This window comes from Xanthobacter autotrophicus, assembly GCF_029991245.1.
Taxonomy (GTDB): Bacteria; Pseudomonadota; Alphaproteobacteria; order Rhizobiales; family Xanthobacteraceae; genus Xanthobacter; species Xanthobacter autotrophicus_C.
In genome coordinates, this window is sequence record NZ_JAIVFO010000037.1 from 1 (window position 1) to 17,709 (window position 17,709).

Genomic DNA, 17,709 nt, shown 5'->3' on the forward strand with positions numbered 1-17,709 from the left:
CATCTTTGCTATCCAGTGCCTCCCCCGCCGAGCGGCGCGCCAGATGCCGGGCGGGGGGCCGGCCGCGCCGGCGTCATCCCAAGGAAGTCCGCCCAAGGAAGCCCACCATGCTGACCACCACCGCCCCCTTCGACCGCATCGGCGAGGAGAACGCCTTCGCCGTGCTGGCGCGCGCCACGGCGCTGGCCGGGCAAGGGCGGTCCATCCTCAACCTGGGCATCGGCCAGCCGGACTTCCGCACCCCGGACCATATCGTCGAGGCCGCCGTGAAGGCGCTCCGCGACGGCCAGCACGGCTATACCCCCTCCGTCGGCATCCTGCCCCTGCGCGAGGCGGTGGCCGCCGACCTCAACCGCCGCTACGGCGTGGCGGTGGACCCGGACCTGGTGATGATCATGCCCGGCGGCAAGGTCACCATGTATGCCGCCATCCGCCTGTTCGGGGAGCCGGGGGCGGAGATCCTCTATCCGGACCCCGGCTTCCCCATCTACCGCTCCATGATCGAGCACACCGGCGCCACCCCCATCCCGGTGCCGATCCGCGAGGCCAACGGCTTCGCCTTTTCCGCCGAGGAGACGCTGGCGCTGATCACGCCGCGCACGCGCCTCATCATCATCAACTCGCCGGCCAATCCCACCGGCGGCGTCACGCCGGCTTCCGAGATCGACAAGCTGGTGCAGGGCCTCGCCGCCCACCCCCATGTGGCGCTGATGTCCGACGAGATCTACGACCGCTTCCTGTTCGACGGCGAGGAACACCGCACCCTTCTGGCCTACCCCGAGATCCGCGACCGGCTGATCCTGCTCAACGGCTGGTCCAAGACCTATGCCATGACCGGCTGGCGCCTGGGCTATTCCATCTGGCCGAAGGATCTCTACGACAAGGTGCGCAAGCTCGCGGTCAATTGCTGGAGCTGCGTGAACGCCGCCACCCAATATGCCGGCATCGCCGCCCTTGAAGGCCCGCAGGACGCGGTGGAGGCTATGACGGCCGAGTTCGACGCCCGCCGCCGCATGGTGGTGGAGGGGCTGAACGCCCTGCCGGGCGTGCGCTGCGCGACACCCAAGGGTGCCTTCTACGCCTTCCCCAACGTCTCCGGCACCGGCTGGAGCGAGGCCAAGAAGCTGGCCTCCGCCTTGCTGGAGGAGGCGGGCGTCGCGGTCATCGGCGGGCCGGATTTCGGCGTGCACGGCGAAGGCTACCTGCGGCTGTCCTACGCCACCTCGCGGGAGAATATCGCCGCGGCGCTGGCGCGCATGGGCGACTTCCTCGCCGCCAACCGCAAGGTGGCCTGAGGCGTGGCGGCGCGGAACGCGCGGGGGCGATGGCTTGGCCTGGCCGTCCTCGCGCTCGCGCTGAGCCCGCTCATCATGCTGGCCATCGCCCCGCCGCCGGATCCGCCCGTGCCGCCCGGACTGTCGCAGCCGGTGCCTGCGGACGGCCTGGCCGGCGCCTGGCCCGCCCTGCCGGCGCCGGACGACACGACGACCACGGCTCCGGCGGCGCCCGAGACCACCGCCGAGCCGGTGCACTCCGCCACATCTCCCGCCAAGTCCGCCACCACGTCTGCCGCCGACCGGCGCGGGACGCCGCCCGGCCCCGAGCGCTGGTCCGGAACCCCGGCCTGCCCGAAGGAGAAGATTTCCGGCGGGCAATATAACCGCTGCCTGTTCGAGGCCACCCGCACCTCGGAGCAGGCGCTGGAGGTGGAGCTTTCCAACGCCTTCACCGTCATCGAGGCGCGGGCCGACCTGCAGGGCGTCCAGCGCGCGCGGTGGAAGACCATGCTGGACGAGGCCCAGTCCCGCTTCCTGCTCTACCGCAATTTCGACTGCCAGAGCGTCGCCCCGTTCGAGGGACCGCGGGGCATCGGCAATTTCGAGCAGCGCGCCCTGTGCCTCATCGAGGCCAACACCCGCCGCGCCGGCGAACTGCGCGCCCGTTATGGCCGTCCGCCGGCCCCAGGCGCGGCGGGCGCCCCTGCCCAAGGTCCCCAGGACCGCCCGGGAACCTGGACCCACACCGTGCCTCCGCTGGTGGAGTGAGCCGGCACCGGTCCCGCCACAACCCTCATCGGACGGAAGCGCATTCTTGGAGCGACCACACGGATTTACCGGTGAGAGGCCGACGCCGGACGGGCGCTGGGCCGGGAGACGTGCTCACCCGCGGCGGGTGGTTCAAAATACAATAAAACGATTTGGCCGCCGCCCAGGTGTTGCTAGGGTCCCACTGGCGGGGGGAAAGGCAGCGGAGGCGCTTGTGTCCAAGGTGGTTTGTGTGGGTGAGGTCATGGTGGAACTGGCCCGCGGCTCGGACGGCCGGTTCGGCCTCGCCTATGGCGGCGACACGTTCAACACCGCGGTCTATCTTGCCCGGGCCGGCGTGGACGTGGCCTATGCCACCGCGCTCGGCGACGACACCTTCTCCTCCGAAATCCTCGCCCTCGGCGCCGCCGAAGGGGTGGACATGAGCCTCGTGCCCCGCCTCAGGGGCCGGGTGCCGGGGCTCTATCTCATCACCACCGACGAGGCCGGCGAGCGCAGCTTCAATTACTGGCGCGACACCGCCCCCGCCCGCACCCTGTTCGAGGCCGAAGGCTGGCAGCAGGTGGCGGCGACGCTGGTGGGGGCGCGCGCCGTCTATTTCTCCGGCATCACCCTGTCGCTCTATTCCAACCAGGGGCTTGGCCGCTTCCTCGCGGCGCTGGAGATGGCGGGAAGCACCACGCAGAGCCAGACCCTGCGGGTCTTCGACGGCAATTTCCGCCCGCGCAACTGGGCCGGCGACCTCAACCGCGCGCGCACCGTGTTCGCCGAGGCACTGAAGCGCTCGTCCATGGCCCTGCCCACCTTCGAGGACGAGGTGATCCTGTGGGGCGACGCCTCGCCCGCCGCCACCATCGCGCGCATGACCACCTACGGCCTGACCGAGGTGGTGGTGAAGAACGGCGCAGCCGGGGCCCTCGTCCACGCGGACGGGCGCACGGTGGAGGTGCCGGTGGAGCGTGCGGTTGCCCCCCTCGACACCACCGGTGCCGGGGACAGCTTCAATGCCGGCTATCTCGCCGCGCGGCTGCAGGGTGCCAGCCCCGAGGATGCCGCCCGCGCCGGCCATCGGCTTGCGGCGGAGGTGATCATGCACCGCGGCGCCATCATCCCCCGCGCCGCCCAGGAGGGCGTGCGGGCGCACTGAGGCTCCCGCGGGCCCAGAGACGGGCGTCCTGCGCGGGTCCGGGGCCTGCCCTGCATTCTCCAAGTGGAAAGCGCGGGCCGAAGGCATTATGTGTGACCCCATGATGTCCACGCCCGAAACCGCGACCGAAACCACTTCTGCGCCTGAAGCTGCGCCTCCCGCAGCCACCGGCGCGGGCGCGCCTGTGCCCACCGCCGCTGATCCCGCGACCTTGCCCTCCCTCATCGGCCTCGACCGGGATCGGCTGGGTGCGGCGCTCGACGCCATCGGCGTGCGCGGCTCCGACCGGCGCATGCGGGTGAACCAGCTCTGGCACTGGATCTATCTGCGCGGCGCCACCGATTTCGCGGAGATGACCAACGTCTCCAAGCACCTGCGCGCAGATCTGACCGCTGCCTATTCGCTGGCGCGGCCGGAGATCGTGATGGAGCAGGTGTCCCAGGACGGCACCCGCAAGTGGCTGCTGCGTTTTCCGGCCGACCAGCCGGGCGAGCGGCCCCACGATATCGAGACCGTCTATATCCCCGAGAGCGACCGGGGCACGCTCTGCGTCTCCAGCCAGGTGGGCTGCACGCTCAACTGCTCGTTCTGCCACACCGGCACCCAGCGCCTGGTCCGCAACCTGACGGCCGCCGAGATCGTGGCCCAGGTGATGGTGGCCCGCGACCGCCTCGGCGACTATCCCGGACGCGACCGCGCGACGGGTCCCGGCCTGCCCACCGAGGGCGACCGGCTGGTCACCAACATCGTGTTCATGGGCATGGGCGAACCGCTCTACGCCTATGACAGCGTGAAGGAAGCCATCGAGACCCTTTCGGACGGCGACGGCCTCGGCCTCGGCCGGCGGCGTATCACGGTGTCCACCTCCGGCGTGGTGCCGGAGATCGAGCGGCTGGGCGCCGAGGTCGGCCCCATGCTCGCCATCTCGCTCCACGCGGTGCGCGACAAGCTGCGCGACGAGCTGGTGCCCATCAACAAGAAATACCCCATCGCCGAGCTGATGGAGGCCTGCCGCACCTATCCCGCCGCCTCCAACGCCAAGCGCATCACCTTCGAATATGTGATGCTGAAGGGCGTCAACGACAGCCCCGCCGACGCCAAGGCGCTGGTGAAGCTGCTGGAAGGGGTGCCGGCCAAGATCAACCTGATCCCCTTCAACCCCTGGCCGGGCACGCAGTATGAATGCTCCGACTGGGAGACCATCGAGCGCTTCTCGGACATCGTGTTCCGCGCCGGCTATGCGAGCCCGGTGCGCACGCCGCGCGGTCGCGACATCCTCGCCGCCTGCGGGCAATTGAAGAGCGAGAGCGAGAAGCTTTCGGCCCGCGAGCGCCTCGCCTTACGCGCCATGATGGCGCAGGACGAATAGGGTTCCCCCGGTCGGGTCGTTTTCGAGCGTAAAGAGCTGCGGGAGGCCACCATGCTGGACCACATAGGCATCTTCGTGCGCGATCTGGAGCGCTCGCGCGCCTTCTATCTGGCCGCGCTGGCCCCGCTCGGCTACGGCATCGTGATGGAAACGAACCCGCCGGGCGGCCACGCCTATCTGGGCTTCGGCGCCGGCAAGCCGGAATTCTGGATCGGCGCCGCGCCGGTGGCGACGGGCCATATCCATGTGGCCTTCGCCGCACGGAACAGGGCTGCGGTGGATGCCTTCCACGCCGCCGCCCTGGCCGCCGGCGGGCGCGACAACGGCCCGCCGGGGCTGCGCCCCCATTACCACCCTGATTATTACGGCGCCTTCGTCTTCGATCCCGACGGCCACAATGTGGAAGCCGTCTGCCACCTTCCGGACTGACGCAAAGCCAATGGACAACCTCGCCCGCCTGCTGCTGCGCTTCCTCCTGGTGCCGCTCGGCTACCTTGCCGCGGTGATCGCGGGGGCCATCGTGATCCTGATCGGCGAATGGCGCATCGGGAGCCTGTTCGAGGCCCCGGAGGGATCCGAGACGGCGGGCCTCGGTGTCGTGGTGGCCATCGTGGTGGCAGGAACCGTCGTGGTGCTCCTGGTGCTGCTCATGTGGCTGGTGGCGGCCATCGGCATCCTGTTCTCGGAAGCCTTCGCGGTGCGCTCATGGATGTTCCACGCGGCGAACGGGGTCGTCTCCGCCCTCATCGGCGCGCAGCTGTTCGCCGGCGGTCCGGATGCGCCGCCGGTGACGGGCGATCCCTTCTACATCGTGGCGGCAGGCCTTGCCGCCGGCCTCACCTACTGGCTGGTCGCGGGCTCCACGGCCGGCTTCTTCAAGCCGATTCTGCAGTCGCCGGCAGAGCGGGCGGCCCGGCTGCCGCCGCCCCCCGCGCCAGTGCGAACCGACGATCGGCCGCCCGCCATCCTGCCACCGCCGCAATGACGGCAGGTATTTTGAAACCTTCAACCGCCTTAATCCCGTCCCCGGCGCCTATGCGGGGGAACAGGCGCATTCCGGCCCCGCGCCAACAATCCTTTGATTCCCCGCGCCGTTCCGGCTAAGGCTCCCCCTCCCAGCCGCGCGAACGCCAAGATGCAAACCCAAACCCCGCTTTCGCTCGCCGACCTGCGCGCCGAGATCGACCGCATCGACGAGGCCATGCACCGCCTCCTCATGGAGCGCAGCGCGATCATCGACCGCCTGGTGCAGGTGAAGCGCACCGCAGGCGCGGAGAGCGGCTCCGCCTTCCGCCCGGCCCGCGAGGCCGACATGATGCGCCGGCTGGTGGAGCGCCACGACGGCCTGCTGCCCCTCGACACGGTGGAGAGCATCTGGCGCGTCATCATCGCCACCTTCACCTATGTGCAGGCGCCCTACTGCGTCCACGCCGACCTCGCGGTGGGCGAGCCGGCCATGCGCGACAGCGCCCGCTTCCATTTCGGCTTCACCGTGCCGTTCGTGCCCCACATGGGCGCGCGGGGGGTGATCGACGCGGTCAAGGGCTCAAAAGGCGATCTCGGCCTCATCGCGGCTGCCGCCCCCAGCGCCGGCGACCCGTGGTGGACCGCGCTGGAGGCCGAGGGCGCCCCCAAGATCATCGCCCGCCTGCCGTTCGTGGAGCGGGCGGACCATCCCGCCGGGCTGCCGGTATTCGTGGTCTCCCACCCCATCGACGATGCCGCCGTGCGCGAGGTCCGCGTCTATTCGCTGCGCGTCACGGGATGGAGCGCGGCGGCGGGGCGTGGCATACCCGCCTTCGCCGAGGTGGTGGTGGCGCCCGATGAGGCTCTTGATGGCGCGGCGCTCCTCACCTCCCTGCCCCCCGGCCACGCCGTGGACGAGGTGATCGCGGCCCTGACCGAAGCCGGTGTCGGCATACGCGCCGTCGCCGAAGTGGGCAGCCATGCCGCCATCCACAAGGTGGGGGCAGAGACGTAAACCCATCGCCCCCGGTTTCCGACCGGCGCCAGGTGGGTTCGCCCAAGCCGCGCGGGATCAGACCAAAGGTCCGCGTGTCAGGCTCTCGGGCCTTTGGTCGAGGGCAAGGGCCGCCGGGCGGCCCGATCCGTCAGGTTCTGGAGTATGTTGAGATGTCCGCCGTGCTGAAAGACCCGATCCCCGCTCCCGGCCGTCCGCAGCCGCGGCCCGGCGTGCTCGCCATCGAGGCCTATGTGCCCGGCAAGAGCCACGCCCCCGGGGTGGAAAAGGTCTTCAAGCTCTCCTCCAACGAGACCCCCCTCGGCCCGAGCGAGAAGGCGGTGGCCGCCTTTGCCGAGGCCGGCCGCAAGCTGGAGGATTATCCGGACGGCTCCGCCACCGTGCTGCGGCAGGCCATCGCCACGGCCTATGGGCTCGATCCCGCGCGCATCATCTGCGGCGCCGGCTCGGACGAGATCCTGAACCTCGTGGCCCACACCTATGTGGGGCCGGGCGACGAGGTGATCTTCAGCGAGCACGGCTTCCTCGTCTACAAGATCGCGACGCTGGCCGCCGGCGGCACCCCGGTGGTCGCCAGGGAGCGCGACCTGACCGCCGACGTGGACGCCATCCTCGCGCTGGTGACGCCGCGGACGCGCCTCGTCTTCCTTGCCAATCCCAACAATCCCACCGGCACCTACCTGCCGTTCGACGAGGTGCGCCGCCTGCATGCCGGCCTGCCCGCCAACGTGCTCCTGGTGCTGGACGCGGCCTATGCGGAATATGTCCGCCGCAACGACTACGAGACCGGGCTGGAGCTGGCGCTCACCGCCGACAACGTGCTGATGAGCCGGACCTTTTCCAAGATCCACGGCCTCGCCGCCCTGCGCATCGGCTGGGCGGTGGGCCCGGCCCATGTGATCGACGCCATGAACCGGGTGCGCGGCCCGTTCAACATGAACACCCCGGCATTGCTCGCCGGCGCCGCCGCCATCGCGGATGCCGCCCATGTGGAGAAGGCGGTGGCGCACAACGCGCGCTGGCTGCCGTGGCTGACGGAGCAGATCGAGGGGCTGGGCCTGAAGGTCACGCCCTCCGTCGCCAACTTCCTGCTCATCCACTTCCCCGACACCCCCGGCCGCACGGCGAAGGAGGCGGATGCCTTCCTCATGAAGCGCGGCCTGGTGCTGCGCCAGGTGGCGTCCTACGGACTGCCGCATGCCCTGCGCATGACGGTGGGGACGGAGGAGGCCAACCACCTGGTGGTGGCCGCCCTCGCCGACTTCATGTCGGGCACGGATTCGGCCGGCAAGGAAACGGCGGGGAACGACAAGTGATCCGCCCCCTCGTTCCCCGCCTCGCCATCATCGGGGCGGGGCTTATCGGCTCGTCGCTGGCCCGCGCGGCACGTGAGAAGCACCTCGCCGGCACCATCGTGGTGGCCGATAGCGACGCCGCCGTCTGCGCCCGCGTGCGCGAGCTGGGCTTTGCCAACGAGGTGACCCAGAGCGCCGCCGAGGCCGCGATCGACGCCGATATCGTCATCGCCTGCGTGCCCGTGGGCGCCTCCGGCGCCGTGGCAGCCGAGGTGGGGCCGCACCTGAAGCCCGGCGCCATCCTCTCGGACGTGGGCTCGGTGAAGGCCTCGGTGGTGGAGGCCATGGCCCCCTTCGTGCCGGCCCATGCCCATCTGGTGCCGGCCCATCCCGTTGCGGGCACGGAATTTTCCGGCCCCGACGCCGGCTTTGCCACCCTGTTCGAGAACCGCTGGTGCATCGTCACCCCGCCGGAGGGGGCCGATCCGGCAGCCGTGGAGCGCATCGTCGCCCTGTGGCGGGCGGCGGGGGCGAACGTGGAGACCATGAGCGCCCAGCACCACGATCTGGTGCTCGCCATCACCAGCCATGTGCCGCACCTCATCGCCTACAACATTGTGGGCACGGCGGCGGAACTGGAGGAGACGCTGACCTCCGAGGTGATCAAGTTCTCCGCCGGCGGCTTCCGCGACTTCACCCGCATCGCCTCGTCCGATCCCACCATGTGGCGCGACGTGTTCCTCGCCAACCGCGAGGCGGTGCTGGAGATGCTCGGCCGCTTCACGGAAGACCTCACCGCCCTCCAGCGCGCCATCCGCTACGGCGACGGCGACGCCCTGTTCGAGCATTTCACCCGGACCCGGGCCATCCGCCGCTCCATCATCGAGCAGGGCCAGGAAACCGCCGCCCCCGATTTCGGCCGCCGCGCCGCGGAAAAGCCGAAGCACGAGCAGAGCTGAGACCGGGCAAGGCAATCACCGTGCGGCAGGCGCCCCTGTCACGCCATCGGCAAGAAACTGTGCCACTGGGGCGTGCCACGCTTCCGCCGAAGTCCGGGGCAAGGTGAGACCCGGCCCGGATTCGGGGATGCCTCCGCAGGAGCCGCATCGACGGGCCGGTGAACGAGGACGATTGCCGATGACGCCGCGCACCGTGACGGTCGCCCTGAGCCTTGTGACCGCGCTCCTGTTCGCCGCTCTGGCGCCACGCCCGGCGCAGGCGCACCCCCATGTGTGGGTCACCATGAGGAGCGAGCTGGTCTATGATGCCAGCGGCAACCTCGCCGCGGTCAAGCAGATCTGGGCCTTCGACGACGCCTTCTCCGCCTTCGCCCTGCAGGGCATGGAAAAGCAGAAGGACGGCAGCTACGGCGACGATGTGCTCAAGCCCCTCGCCGAGGTGAACGTTACCTCCCTGAAGGAATACAATTATTTCGTCGTGGGCAAGACGGCGACCGCAAAGCTCGCCTTCAAGGACCCCACCGACTATTTCCTGACCTACGAGAACGAGCTGCTCACCCTTCACTTCACCCTGCCGCTGGAAAAGCCGGTGGCGGCGAAGGGAACGACCTCCCTCGAGATCTACGATCCCACCGCCTTCGTCTCCTTCTCCTTCAACGAGAAGGAACCGGTGAAGCTCGTTTCCGCGCCGGCCGGCTGCACCCCGGAGGTGATCTCCCCGGAGCCGCCGGCGAGCGGGACGCTGAACGAAGCCTTCTTCTCCAATCTCACCTCGGCCAGCACCTATGGCGCAAAGTTCGCCGACAAGATCACGGTGAAGTGCCCGTGAGCCAAATGGCCGTGAAAGAGGTGGCCAGGCGGCCCCTGCGCTGGCTCGCCATGGCGCTGCTGGCGGTGGTGGCAGCCCTCGTCTTCGCCCTGCTGGCGGCGCTGGTGCTCTATCCGGACCTCGCCTTCGCGCAGGGCTTCGGGGCGCCCAAGGCGACGCCCTTCGGCCTCGGCGGCGCGGCCCAGCCCACCGGAATTGCCGGCTTCATCCTCGCCAAGCAGGCGGAATTCTATCGCGCCCTGGTGCAGGCGGTGCGCGCCAGCAAGCAGGATGGCAATGCCACCTTCCTCCTTGCCGGCCTGTCCTTCGCCTACGGCGTGTTCCATGCCGCCGGCCCGGGCCACGGCAAGGCGGTCATTTCCTCCTATCTGCTGGCCGACGGCGGCACGCTGAAGCGCGGCGCCGTGCTGGCGCTGGCCTCGGGCATGGTGCAGGCCATTGTTGCCGTCGCCTTTGTCGGCGTGCTGGCGCTGGCGCTGAATGCCACCGCCGTGTCCATGGCGCAGGCCATGAACTGGGTGGAGATCGTGGCCTATGGCGGCATCGGCGTGTTCGGCCTCTATCTCGCGATCGTGAAGGGCCGGGCGCTGGTTGCTGCGGCGCGGGGCGAGAGCGTCCATGCCCACGGCGCCGATTGCGACTGCGGCGATGTCCACGCGCCCGACCCGGCCCTGCTGGAAGGCAAGGGCGGTTGGAAACGGGCCGCGGTGGCGGTGGTTTCCGCCGGGGCGCGGCCGTGCTCGGGCGCCATCCTGGTGCTCACCTTCGCCCTGTCGCAGGGGGTATTTGCCAGCGGCATCGCCTCCGCCTTCGCCATGGGCCTCGGCACGGCGCTGATGGTGACGCTCATCGCCGCCATCGCGGTCTATGGCAAGCGCCTCGCCGTGCGGCTCGCCGGACGCGGCGACCGGCGGGCGGTGCTGCTGGGCCTCGGCGTGGAGTTGGGGGCCGCGCTGCTGGTGATGGCGTTCGGCTTCGCCCTGCTCACCGGCTATCTGGAAAGCGAACGCCTGCTGCCGGGGTGAGCCCGAATAATGCCGTCGGCCCCGGTCTTCGACCGATGCCATGGGTACGCCTCCCAACTCGGTGGGTCCCGAGTTGGGTATCTTAAGACCGGCTCCGGCAATGGCCGGAACCGGGCGCCGCGCGGGCTTGATCAATGTTGCATCGCCGTCAGCCCTATGCCGCGATGCGCCAAAATTCGCCACGCCCGTGTTTTGAGCAATTTCGTTGCGCCTTGAGTTGCAACAACGAAATTGCGGGGTGCGACACTCCATGCCAGCCTAAGGTCGAACGGCTGCGACGGTTTGACTCCGTCTGAGCCGCGCCCGCTCCGGAGGCGCCCATGGCCCTGACGCCCGTCTCGCTCGACGACAAATACGACCTCGCCCAGGACCGCGTCTTCGTCTCGGGGACTCAGGCGCTGGTGCGCCTCGCGCTGATGCAGAAGGAGCGCGACCGCCGCGCCGGCCTCAATACCGCTGGCTATGTCACCGGCTATCGCGGCTCACCCCTGGGCGGGCTCGACCAGCAGTTCCTGCGCGCCGAAAAGATCCTGAAGGCCAACGACATCAAGTTCCAGTCCGGCCTCAATGAGGATCTGGCCGCCACCGCGCTGTGGGGGTCCCAGCAGGCCGAGCTGCGCGGCGAGGGCAAGTTCGATGGCGTGTTCGGCCTGTGGTACGGCAAGGGTCCGGGGGTGGACCGCTCCGGCGACGTATTCCGCCACGCCAACAATGCGGGCACCTCCCGCCACGGCGGCGTGCTCGCCCTCATGGGCGACGACCACACCTGCGAAAGCTCCACCACCGCCCACCAGAGCGAATTCCATTTCGTCGACGTGATGATCCCGGTGCTCAACCCGGCCGGGGTGCAGGAGATCATCGACTACGGCCTTTATGGCTGGGCGCTGTCCCGCTTCTCCGGCGCCTGGGTGGGCCTGAAGGCGGTGAAGGACACCATCGAGAGCACCGGCATCGTGGACGGGCGGCTGGAGCGGGTGCGCATCGAGCCGGCGCTGGGCTTCCAGATGCCCCCCGGCGGGCTGAACATCCGCCTCGGCGACACGCCGCTGGCGCAGGAGGAGCGGCTCCAGGAATACAAGCGCGACGCCGTGCTGCACTTCCTGCGCGCCAACAGGCTCAATCGATTCATCACCTCCGGCGGATCGCGGCCGCGCATCGGAATCGCCACCGTGGGCAAGTCCTATCTGGACGTGCGCCTCGCGCTGGACGAGCTGGGCATCGACGAGGTGCGCGCCAACGATCTCGGCATCCGCATCTGGAAGGTGGCCTGCCCGTGGCCACTGGAGACGGAGGGGCTGAAGGAATTTGCCCGGGGCCTCGACCTCATCATGGTGGTGGAGGAAAAGCGCTCCCTCATCGAGGTGCAGGTGCGCGAGGAATTGTACGGCACCGCCAACCAGCCCGTCTGCATCGGCAAGAAGGACGAGGAGGGCCGCTGGCTGTTCCCGGTGAAGGGAGCCCTCGACCCCAACGACATCGCCATCCAGCTCGGCCGCCGGCTGCTCGCCTATGGCCATATCCCGGACATCGCGGCCCACGTCGCCGAGCTGGAGGAGGCCCAAAGGGTGCTGGCCGCCACCTCGGACGTGGCCACCCGCATCCCCTATTTCTGCTCCGGCTGCCCGCACAATTCCTCCACCAAGGTGCCGGAGGGCATGCGCGCCTATGCCGGCATCGGCTGCCACTACATGGTGCAGTGGATGGACCGGGAGACCACCGGCTTCACCCAGATGGGCGGCGAGGGCGCCAACTGGATCGGCGAATCCTCCTTCTCCAAGCGGCCCCACGTGTTCCAGAATCTGGGCGACGGCACCTACAACCATTCGGGCTATCTGGCCCTGCGCGCGTCCTGCGCCGCCAAGGTGAACGTCACCTACAAGATCCTGTTCAACGACGCGGTGGCCATGACCGGCGGCCAGAAGCACGACGGCGACCTCACCGTGCCCGTCATCGCCCGACAGGTGGCGGCGGAGGGCGTGGAGCGGGTGGTGGTGGTCACCGACGAGCCGGGCAAGTATGCACCGGGCACCCACTGGCCCACCGGCCTCACCATCCACCACCGGGACGAACTGGAGGCCGTGCAGCGGGAGCTGGCGGCCATTCCAGGCGTCACCGTGCTGATCTACGACCAGACCTGCGCCTCCGAGAAGCGTCGCCGCAGGAAGCGCGGCCAGTATCCGGACCCGGACAAGCGCGTGCTCATCAATGAGCGGGTGTGCGAGGGCTGCGGCGATTGCGGCGTGAAGTCCAACTGCGTCTCGGTGCAGCCGCTGGAAACCGAATGGGGCCGCAAACGGGAGATCGACCAGTCCTCCTGCAACAAGGACTTCTCGTGCGTGAACGGCTTCTGCCCCTCCTTCGTCACCGTGAAGGGGGCCAAGCCCAAAAAGGCGGCGGGCGCGGCCGGCGTGGCGGGGGACTGGCCGGCGCTGCCGGAGCCGGCCCATCCTGAGATCCATGGCACCTACGGCATCATCGCCACCGGCGTCGGCGGCACCGGCGTGGTCACCATCGGCGCCATCCTCGGCATGGCGGCGCATCTGGAAGGCAAGGCCTGCGGCATGATCGACATGGCCGGCCTCGCCCAGAAGGGCGGCGCCGTCTACAGCCACATCCGCCTCGCCAACGATCCCGCCGACATCACCGCCATCCGCGTGCCGGCGCGGGGGGCGGACGTGGTGCTGGGCGGCGACCTGGTGGTGGCGGGCACCAAGAAGGTGCTGGCGGCGGTGAAGCCGGGCAAGACCATCGTGGTGGTGAACACCCATGAGGTGCTGCCCGGCGATTTCACCCGCAACGCCGATTATTCGCTGCCCACCGAGCGCATCAAGCGCACCATCCGCGACCTCGCGGGCAGCGAGATGACCCACTTCATCGAGGCCAGCCGCCTGGCCCAGGCCCTGTTCGGCAACGCCCTGGCGCAAAACATCTTCATGGTGGGCTACGCCTACCAGTTCGGCGCCCTGCCCCTGTCGGCGGAGGCCATCGAGCGGGCCATCGAGCTGAACGGCGAGGCGGTGGCCATGAACAAGACCGCCTTCCTGTGGGGCCGCCGCGCCGCCCATGATCCGGCGGCGGTGGAGAAGGTGGCGACGCCCACGGGCGACACCGCCAGCGACGCCCGCCGTCTCTCGCAAAACCTCGATGAGGTGATCGCGCGCCGCGTCGCCGAGCTGACCGCCTATCAGGATGCCGCCTATGGGCAGCGCTATGCCCGGCTGGTGGAGAAGGTACGTGCCGCCGAGGCGCAGAAGGCCCCAGGGCGAGGCGGACTGACCGAGGCGGTGGCCAGGAACCTGTTCAAGCTCATGGCCTACAAGGACGAATACGAGGTCTCCCGGCTTTATGCGGACGGCGCCTTCCGCGCCCAGGCAGCCGCCGCCTTCGACGGGGACCTCACATTCGAGTTCCACCTCGCACCGCCGCTGCTGGCCCGGCAAGATCCCATCACCGGCGAGCCGCGCAAGATCACGCTGGGCCCCTGGATGATGCGGGCCTTCGGCCTGCTGGCGAAGCTGAAGGGGCTGCGCGGCACGCCGTTCGACGTGTTCGGCTACGGCGCGGAGCGGCGCACCGAGCGGGCGCTTATCGGTGCCTATGAGAAGACGGTGGAGGAGTTGATCGCCGGCCTCGACGGCGCGAGCCACGCGCTGGCGGTGGCCATCGCGACGCTGCCGGAGAAGATCCGCGGCTTCGGCCATGTGAAGGCGCGGCATCTGGCGGCGGTGCAGGCGGAGGAAGCCGAGCTTCTCGCCCGCTTCCGCGCCCCGCCCCAGGCCCCCGCCGTGGCGGCGGAATAGGCGGACGAAGAGAAAGCCGGCACACACCGGCATTGGCGGTTTCAGGGACCGGACGCCGCCGGCCCCTGAAACGCCAAGGTTCAATTGCCGGCGAGCATCGCGTTCAGCTCGGCGCGGAACTCACCCTCGATGTCCGGGCGGGACAGGGCATAGGCCACGTTCGCCATGAGGAAGCCGATCTTCGAGCCGCAATCATAGATGGCGCCGTCGAAGCGCACCGCGAAGAACGGGTCGGTTTCCTTCAGCTTCAGCATGGAATCGGTGAGCTGGATCTCGTTGCCCGCGCCCCGCTCCTGCTTGGCCAAAAGGTCGAAGATGGCCGGCTGCAGGATGTAGCGGCCGGAAATGGCGAGGTTGCTCGGCGCGGTGCCGGCCTTGGGCTTCTCCACCATCTGGGTGATGGCCTTGGCGCCCCTGGCCTTTTCCTCGCCCACGCCGACGATGCCGTACTGGTGGGTCTGGTCGTCCGGCACCTCGTAGACCGCGACCAGGTTGCCGCCGGTCTCGTTATAGGCCTCCACCATGGAGGCAAGGCAGCCCTGGCCGTTCTTCGGCATGTGCAGCATGTCGGGCAGGAGCAGCGCGAACGGCTCGTCGCCGATGATCTCGCGGGCGCACCACACCGCATGGCCAAGGCCCAGCGGCAGCTGCTGGCGGGTGAAGGAGGTGGTGCCGGGCTTCGGCGTGTCGCGGTCGAGCTGCGCCAGTTCCTTGGTCTTGCCGCGCTCCTCGAGGGTGCGCTCCAGCTCGAACTGCCGGTCGAAATGATCCTCGATCACCGCCTTGTTGCGGCCGGTGACGAAAACGATGTGCTCGATGCCGGCGGCGCGCGCCTCGTCCACCACGTGCTGGACCACCGGGCGGTCCACGACGGTGAGCATTTCCTTCGGCACCGCCTTGGTGGCCGGCAGGAAGCGGGTGCCGAGACCCGCGACAGGAAGGATCGCCTTGCGAATGGGTTGACGCATCAATTCTGCCCCTTCTTTACCAAACCGTCGGGTATTGCAGAGCCGGCTCCGATCAGATGAGCCCCACCGACCGGATCGGAACCGCCTCGCCCCAGGAAAGAGAACGCGGATGGCCCGGCTTGCGATGCAGGCCGGCCGGCATTTGCTCTAGCACACCGTCACAAGCCGCGCTGCATTGCAACTGAGCTACGCTGCGTCGCACCAAATAAATCGGGGCATGGTCACCCGGCCACAACAATCCCGGGGTGCACCGGGCCGATCGGGTGTCCCGGGGGTAGGCTGGACACCGCATGCTCCCGCCGGCGAATCGGAGGCGGGGTGTGACTCTCAGGCCGGCCCCCGGCCTGTCCCCCCGCTCCCGGGGCCTGCACAGGTAGCCCCGTCCCGACCGCGGCATCCACGGGAAACTTGCCATCCATTAACCGCGACGCAACCATATTGCCGCCCAGTAGAGGCCTATCGGTGAGGTCAGGCGGCGACAGAAGGACGCGCGCCGGGGAGGAAGGCTTGGCAATGGCTCAAACGACCTGCATGCGTGCCCTGAAGGGTGCCCTCAAGGGGACCGCGAAGGGCGTCTGCGTCGCCGGGCTCGCCCTCGCGGCGGCAGCGCTGATCACGCCGGCACGGGCGCAGGCCCAGACCACGGGCTCCATCTTCGGCTTCCCGCCGCTGGGCCAGCCCCAGGCGGCGCAGGCGAACGGCGGCCATCCGCTGATGACGCCCCAGGCGCTGGCGGACGCCCAGGCCAACTTCCCCGCCTGCATCGCCAATTTGTGGCCGCTGGCCCAGTCGAAGGGCATCTCGCGGCGCACCTTCGAGCGCTACACGGCCAACCTCGAACCCCAGATGAAAATCATGGAGTTCATGGATAGCCAGCCGGAATTCTCCAAGCCCATCGGCGCCTATGTGAACATGCTGGTGACCGAGACCCGGGTGAAGAAGGGCCGGGAGATCCTGGAGCGCTACAAGCCCATCTTCGACAGGATGGAAAAGGCCTATGGCGTGGACCGCTATGCGGTGACGGCCATCTGGGGCATCGAATCCACCTATGGCGACCCGGACGGCATCGGCCGGCGCAACGTGCTGGACTCCACTGCGACGCTGGCCTGCATCGGCCGGCGGCAGGACTATTTCCGCGACGAATTCATCGCCACCCTCCAGATCCTGGAGAAGGGCGACGTGCCCTACGACCACATGAAGGGCTCGTGGGCCGGCGCCTTCGGGCCCACCCAGTTCATGCCCACCTCGTTCCAGCGCTTCGCCGTGGACTTCGACGGCGACGGCAAGCGCAACGTGGTGGATTCCATCCCCGACATCATCGCCTCCACCGCCAACAACCTGAAACTGGACGGCTGGGAGTTCGGCAAGGCCTGGGGCTATGAGGTGGTGCTGCCGCAGGGCTTCGACTACCGCAACGCCAACCGCTCCATCAAGCGCACGCTGGGCGAGTGGAACACCATGGGCCTGCGCCGGCCGAGCGGCGTCGCCTTCCCCCGCGCCGGCGAGACCGCCTACCTGCTGTTGCCCGCCGGCGCCAACGGGCCGGCGTTCCTGATGATGAAGAATTTCGACGCCATCCTGAAATACAACCCGGCCGACGCCTACGCCCTCGCCATCGGGCACCTGGCCGACCGGCTGCGGGGCGGCGGCACCTTCGCCCAGTCCTGGCCGAAGGAGGAGCGCGGCCTCAGCAAGGCCGAGCGGCAGGAGATCCAGTCCCGCCTCGCCCAGATGGGCTACGACATCGGCAACGTGGACGGCATCCTCGGCCAGAAGAGCCGGGTGGCCATCCAGGACTTCCAGGTGCGCTCGGGGGCGCTGCCCGACGGCTATCCCGACCTCCAGCTGCTCCAGCAGATGAGAAAGTGAGCGGCGACGCTGCTTTCTGGAAGCCGGCCGTCGCAGGGCTCCGTGCTCCAAAAACACGGAACCCGATGAATCAGCATTCTCCAGCTTTGGGAATCCCGAATACCGATCGGTCCTAGCGCCTGCCCGCCCGATTGACTGGCCCGCCGCGGTTTGCCGGCGTTCCGGGGCGAACCCCCACACCAGGCGCCCCGACGCCGGGCGTTGCCACCGCCCGCGCCGCAGGCCGCGGTCGAAGCACAACACCGGGCCTCACGACACACCCGGCCGGATACTCGACATACTGGCAGTACACGACGGCGCCGGCGGTATCGGTGCTGGCTGTGACACATCCAAGCGCAAGCAACGCGGATAGCATGATCGAAAGTCGCATGCTGGCCTCCCCGGTTCAGGTTGGCATAATCAGTATATCGACAAGCCAACCG

At 69.0% G+C, this 17,709-nt stretch carries 15 protein-coding genes; 13 read left to right on the forward strand and 2 right to left on the reverse strand.

Annotated elements, in window-relative coordinates; genetic code table 11:
• Positions 1 to 107: 107 nt before the first annotated feature.
• The 12 genes from K9U41_RS08765 (at position 108) to K9U41_RS08820 (ending at position 14,450) form a co-directional block, all read left to right on the forward strand.
• Positions 108 to 1,295, forward strand: a complete 1,188-nt coding sequence (locus K9U41_RS08765) for a pyridoxal phosphate-dependent aminotransferase (RefSeq protein WP_282640462.1) — start codon at positions 108 to 110, stop codon at positions 1,293 to 1,295.
• Positions 1,296 to 1,298: 3 nt separating this feature from the next.
• Positions 1,299 to 2,045, forward strand: coding sequence for a lysozyme inhibitor LprI family protein (locus K9U41_RS08770; protein WP_282640463.1), 747 nt, complete (start codon positions 1,299 to 1,301; stop codon positions 2,043 to 2,045).
• 214 nt (positions 2,046 to 2,259) lie between these two features.
• Positions 2,260 to 3,192, forward strand: a complete 933-nt coding sequence (locus K9U41_RS08775) for a sugar kinase (protein WP_282640464.1) — start codon at positions 2,260 to 2,262, stop codon at positions 3,190 to 3,192.
• Positions 3,193 to 3,292: 100 nt separating this feature from the next.
• Positions 3,293 to 4,561, forward strand: a complete 1,269-nt coding sequence (gene rlmN / locus K9U41_RS08780; protein ID WP_282640465.1) for a 23S rRNA (adenine(2503)-C(2))-methyltransferase RlmN — start codon at positions 3,293 to 3,295, stop codon at positions 4,559 to 4,561.
• Positions 4,562 to 4,612: 51 nt separating this feature from the next.
• Positions 4,613 to 4,990, forward strand: coding sequence for a VOC family protein (locus K9U41_RS08785; RefSeq protein ID WP_282640466.1), 378 nt, complete (start codon positions 4,613 to 4,615; stop codon positions 4,988 to 4,990).
• Positions 4,991 to 5,000: 10 nt separating this feature from the next.
• Entirely contained in the window at positions 5,001 to 5,546 is a 546-nt protein-coding gene (locus K9U41_RS08790; RefSeq protein ID WP_282640467.1) for a hypothetical protein, read from the forward strand.
• A gap of 150 nt (positions 5,547 to 5,696) precedes the next feature.
• A complete protein-coding gene (locus K9U41_RS08795) occupies positions 5,697 to 6,542 on the forward strand; it encodes a chorismate mutase (RefSeq protein ID WP_282640468.1) in 846 nt (281 codons plus the stop codon).
• A gap of 176 nt (positions 6,543 to 6,718) precedes the next feature.
• Positions 6,719 to 7,858 (forward strand): histidinol-phosphate transaminase, encoded by a 1,140-nt coding sequence (hisC, locus tag K9U41_RS08800; protein WP_282640479.1) that lies wholly within the window; start codon positions 6,719 to 6,721, stop codon positions 7,856 to 7,858.
• Positions 7,855 to 8,796 carry a prephenate/arogenate dehydrogenase family protein gene (locus K9U41_RS08805; RefSeq protein WP_282640469.1) on the forward strand — a complete coding sequence of 314 codons (942 nt, stop codon included), beginning with the start codon at positions 7,855 to 7,857 and terminating at the stop codon, positions 8,794 to 8,796. The genes hisC and K9U41_RS08805 overlap by 4 nt, the downstream gene beginning before the upstream one ends.
• Positions 8,797 to 8,974: 178 nt before the next feature.
• On the forward strand, positions 8,975 to 9,625 hold the full coding sequence (locus tag K9U41_RS08810; protein WP_282640470.1) for a DUF1007 family protein: 651 nt from the start codon (positions 8,975 to 8,977) through the stop codon (positions 9,623 to 9,625).
• Positions 9,626 to 9,630: 5 nt separating this feature from the next.
• Positions 9,631 to 10,650, forward strand: a complete 1,020-nt coding sequence (locus K9U41_RS08815) for a nickel/cobalt transporter (protein ID WP_282640480.1) — start codon at positions 9,631 to 9,633, stop codon at positions 10,648 to 10,650.
• A 320-nt stretch (positions 10,651 to 10,970) separates the two neighbouring features.
• Positions 10,971 to 14,450: an indolepyruvate ferredoxin oxidoreductase family protein gene (locus K9U41_RS08820; RefSeq protein WP_282640471.1), complete on the forward strand. Its 3,480-nt coding sequence runs from the start codon at positions 10,971 to 10,973 to the stop codon at positions 14,448 to 14,450.
• A gap of 80 nt (positions 14,451 to 14,530) precedes the next feature.
• Here the strand turns inward: K9U41_RS08820 and galU are convergent, their stop codons facing one another.
• The gene (galU, locus tag K9U41_RS08825) at positions 14,531 to 15,418 is read right to left on the reverse strand and encodes a UTP--glucose-1-phosphate uridylyltransferase GalU (protein ID WP_282640472.1); all 888 of its coding nucleotides are present in this window, start codon (positions 15,416 to 15,418) and stop codon (positions 14,531 to 14,533) included.
• 513 nt (positions 15,419 to 15,931) lie between these two features.
• Here galU and K9U41_RS08830 point away from each other — a divergent pair.
• Positions 15,932 to 17,287, forward strand: a complete 1,356-nt coding sequence (locus K9U41_RS08830) for a lytic murein transglycosylase (RefSeq protein WP_282640473.1) — start codon at positions 15,932 to 15,934, stop codon at positions 17,285 to 17,287.
• 112 nt (positions 17,288 to 17,399) lie between these two features.
• Here the strand turns inward: K9U41_RS08830 and K9U41_RS08835 are convergent, their stop codons facing one another.
• Entirely contained in the window at positions 17,400 to 17,657 is a 258-nt protein-coding gene (locus K9U41_RS08835; protein WP_432715760.1) for a hypothetical protein, read from the reverse strand.
• Between the last annotated feature and the right edge of the window lie 52 nt (positions 17,658 to 17,709).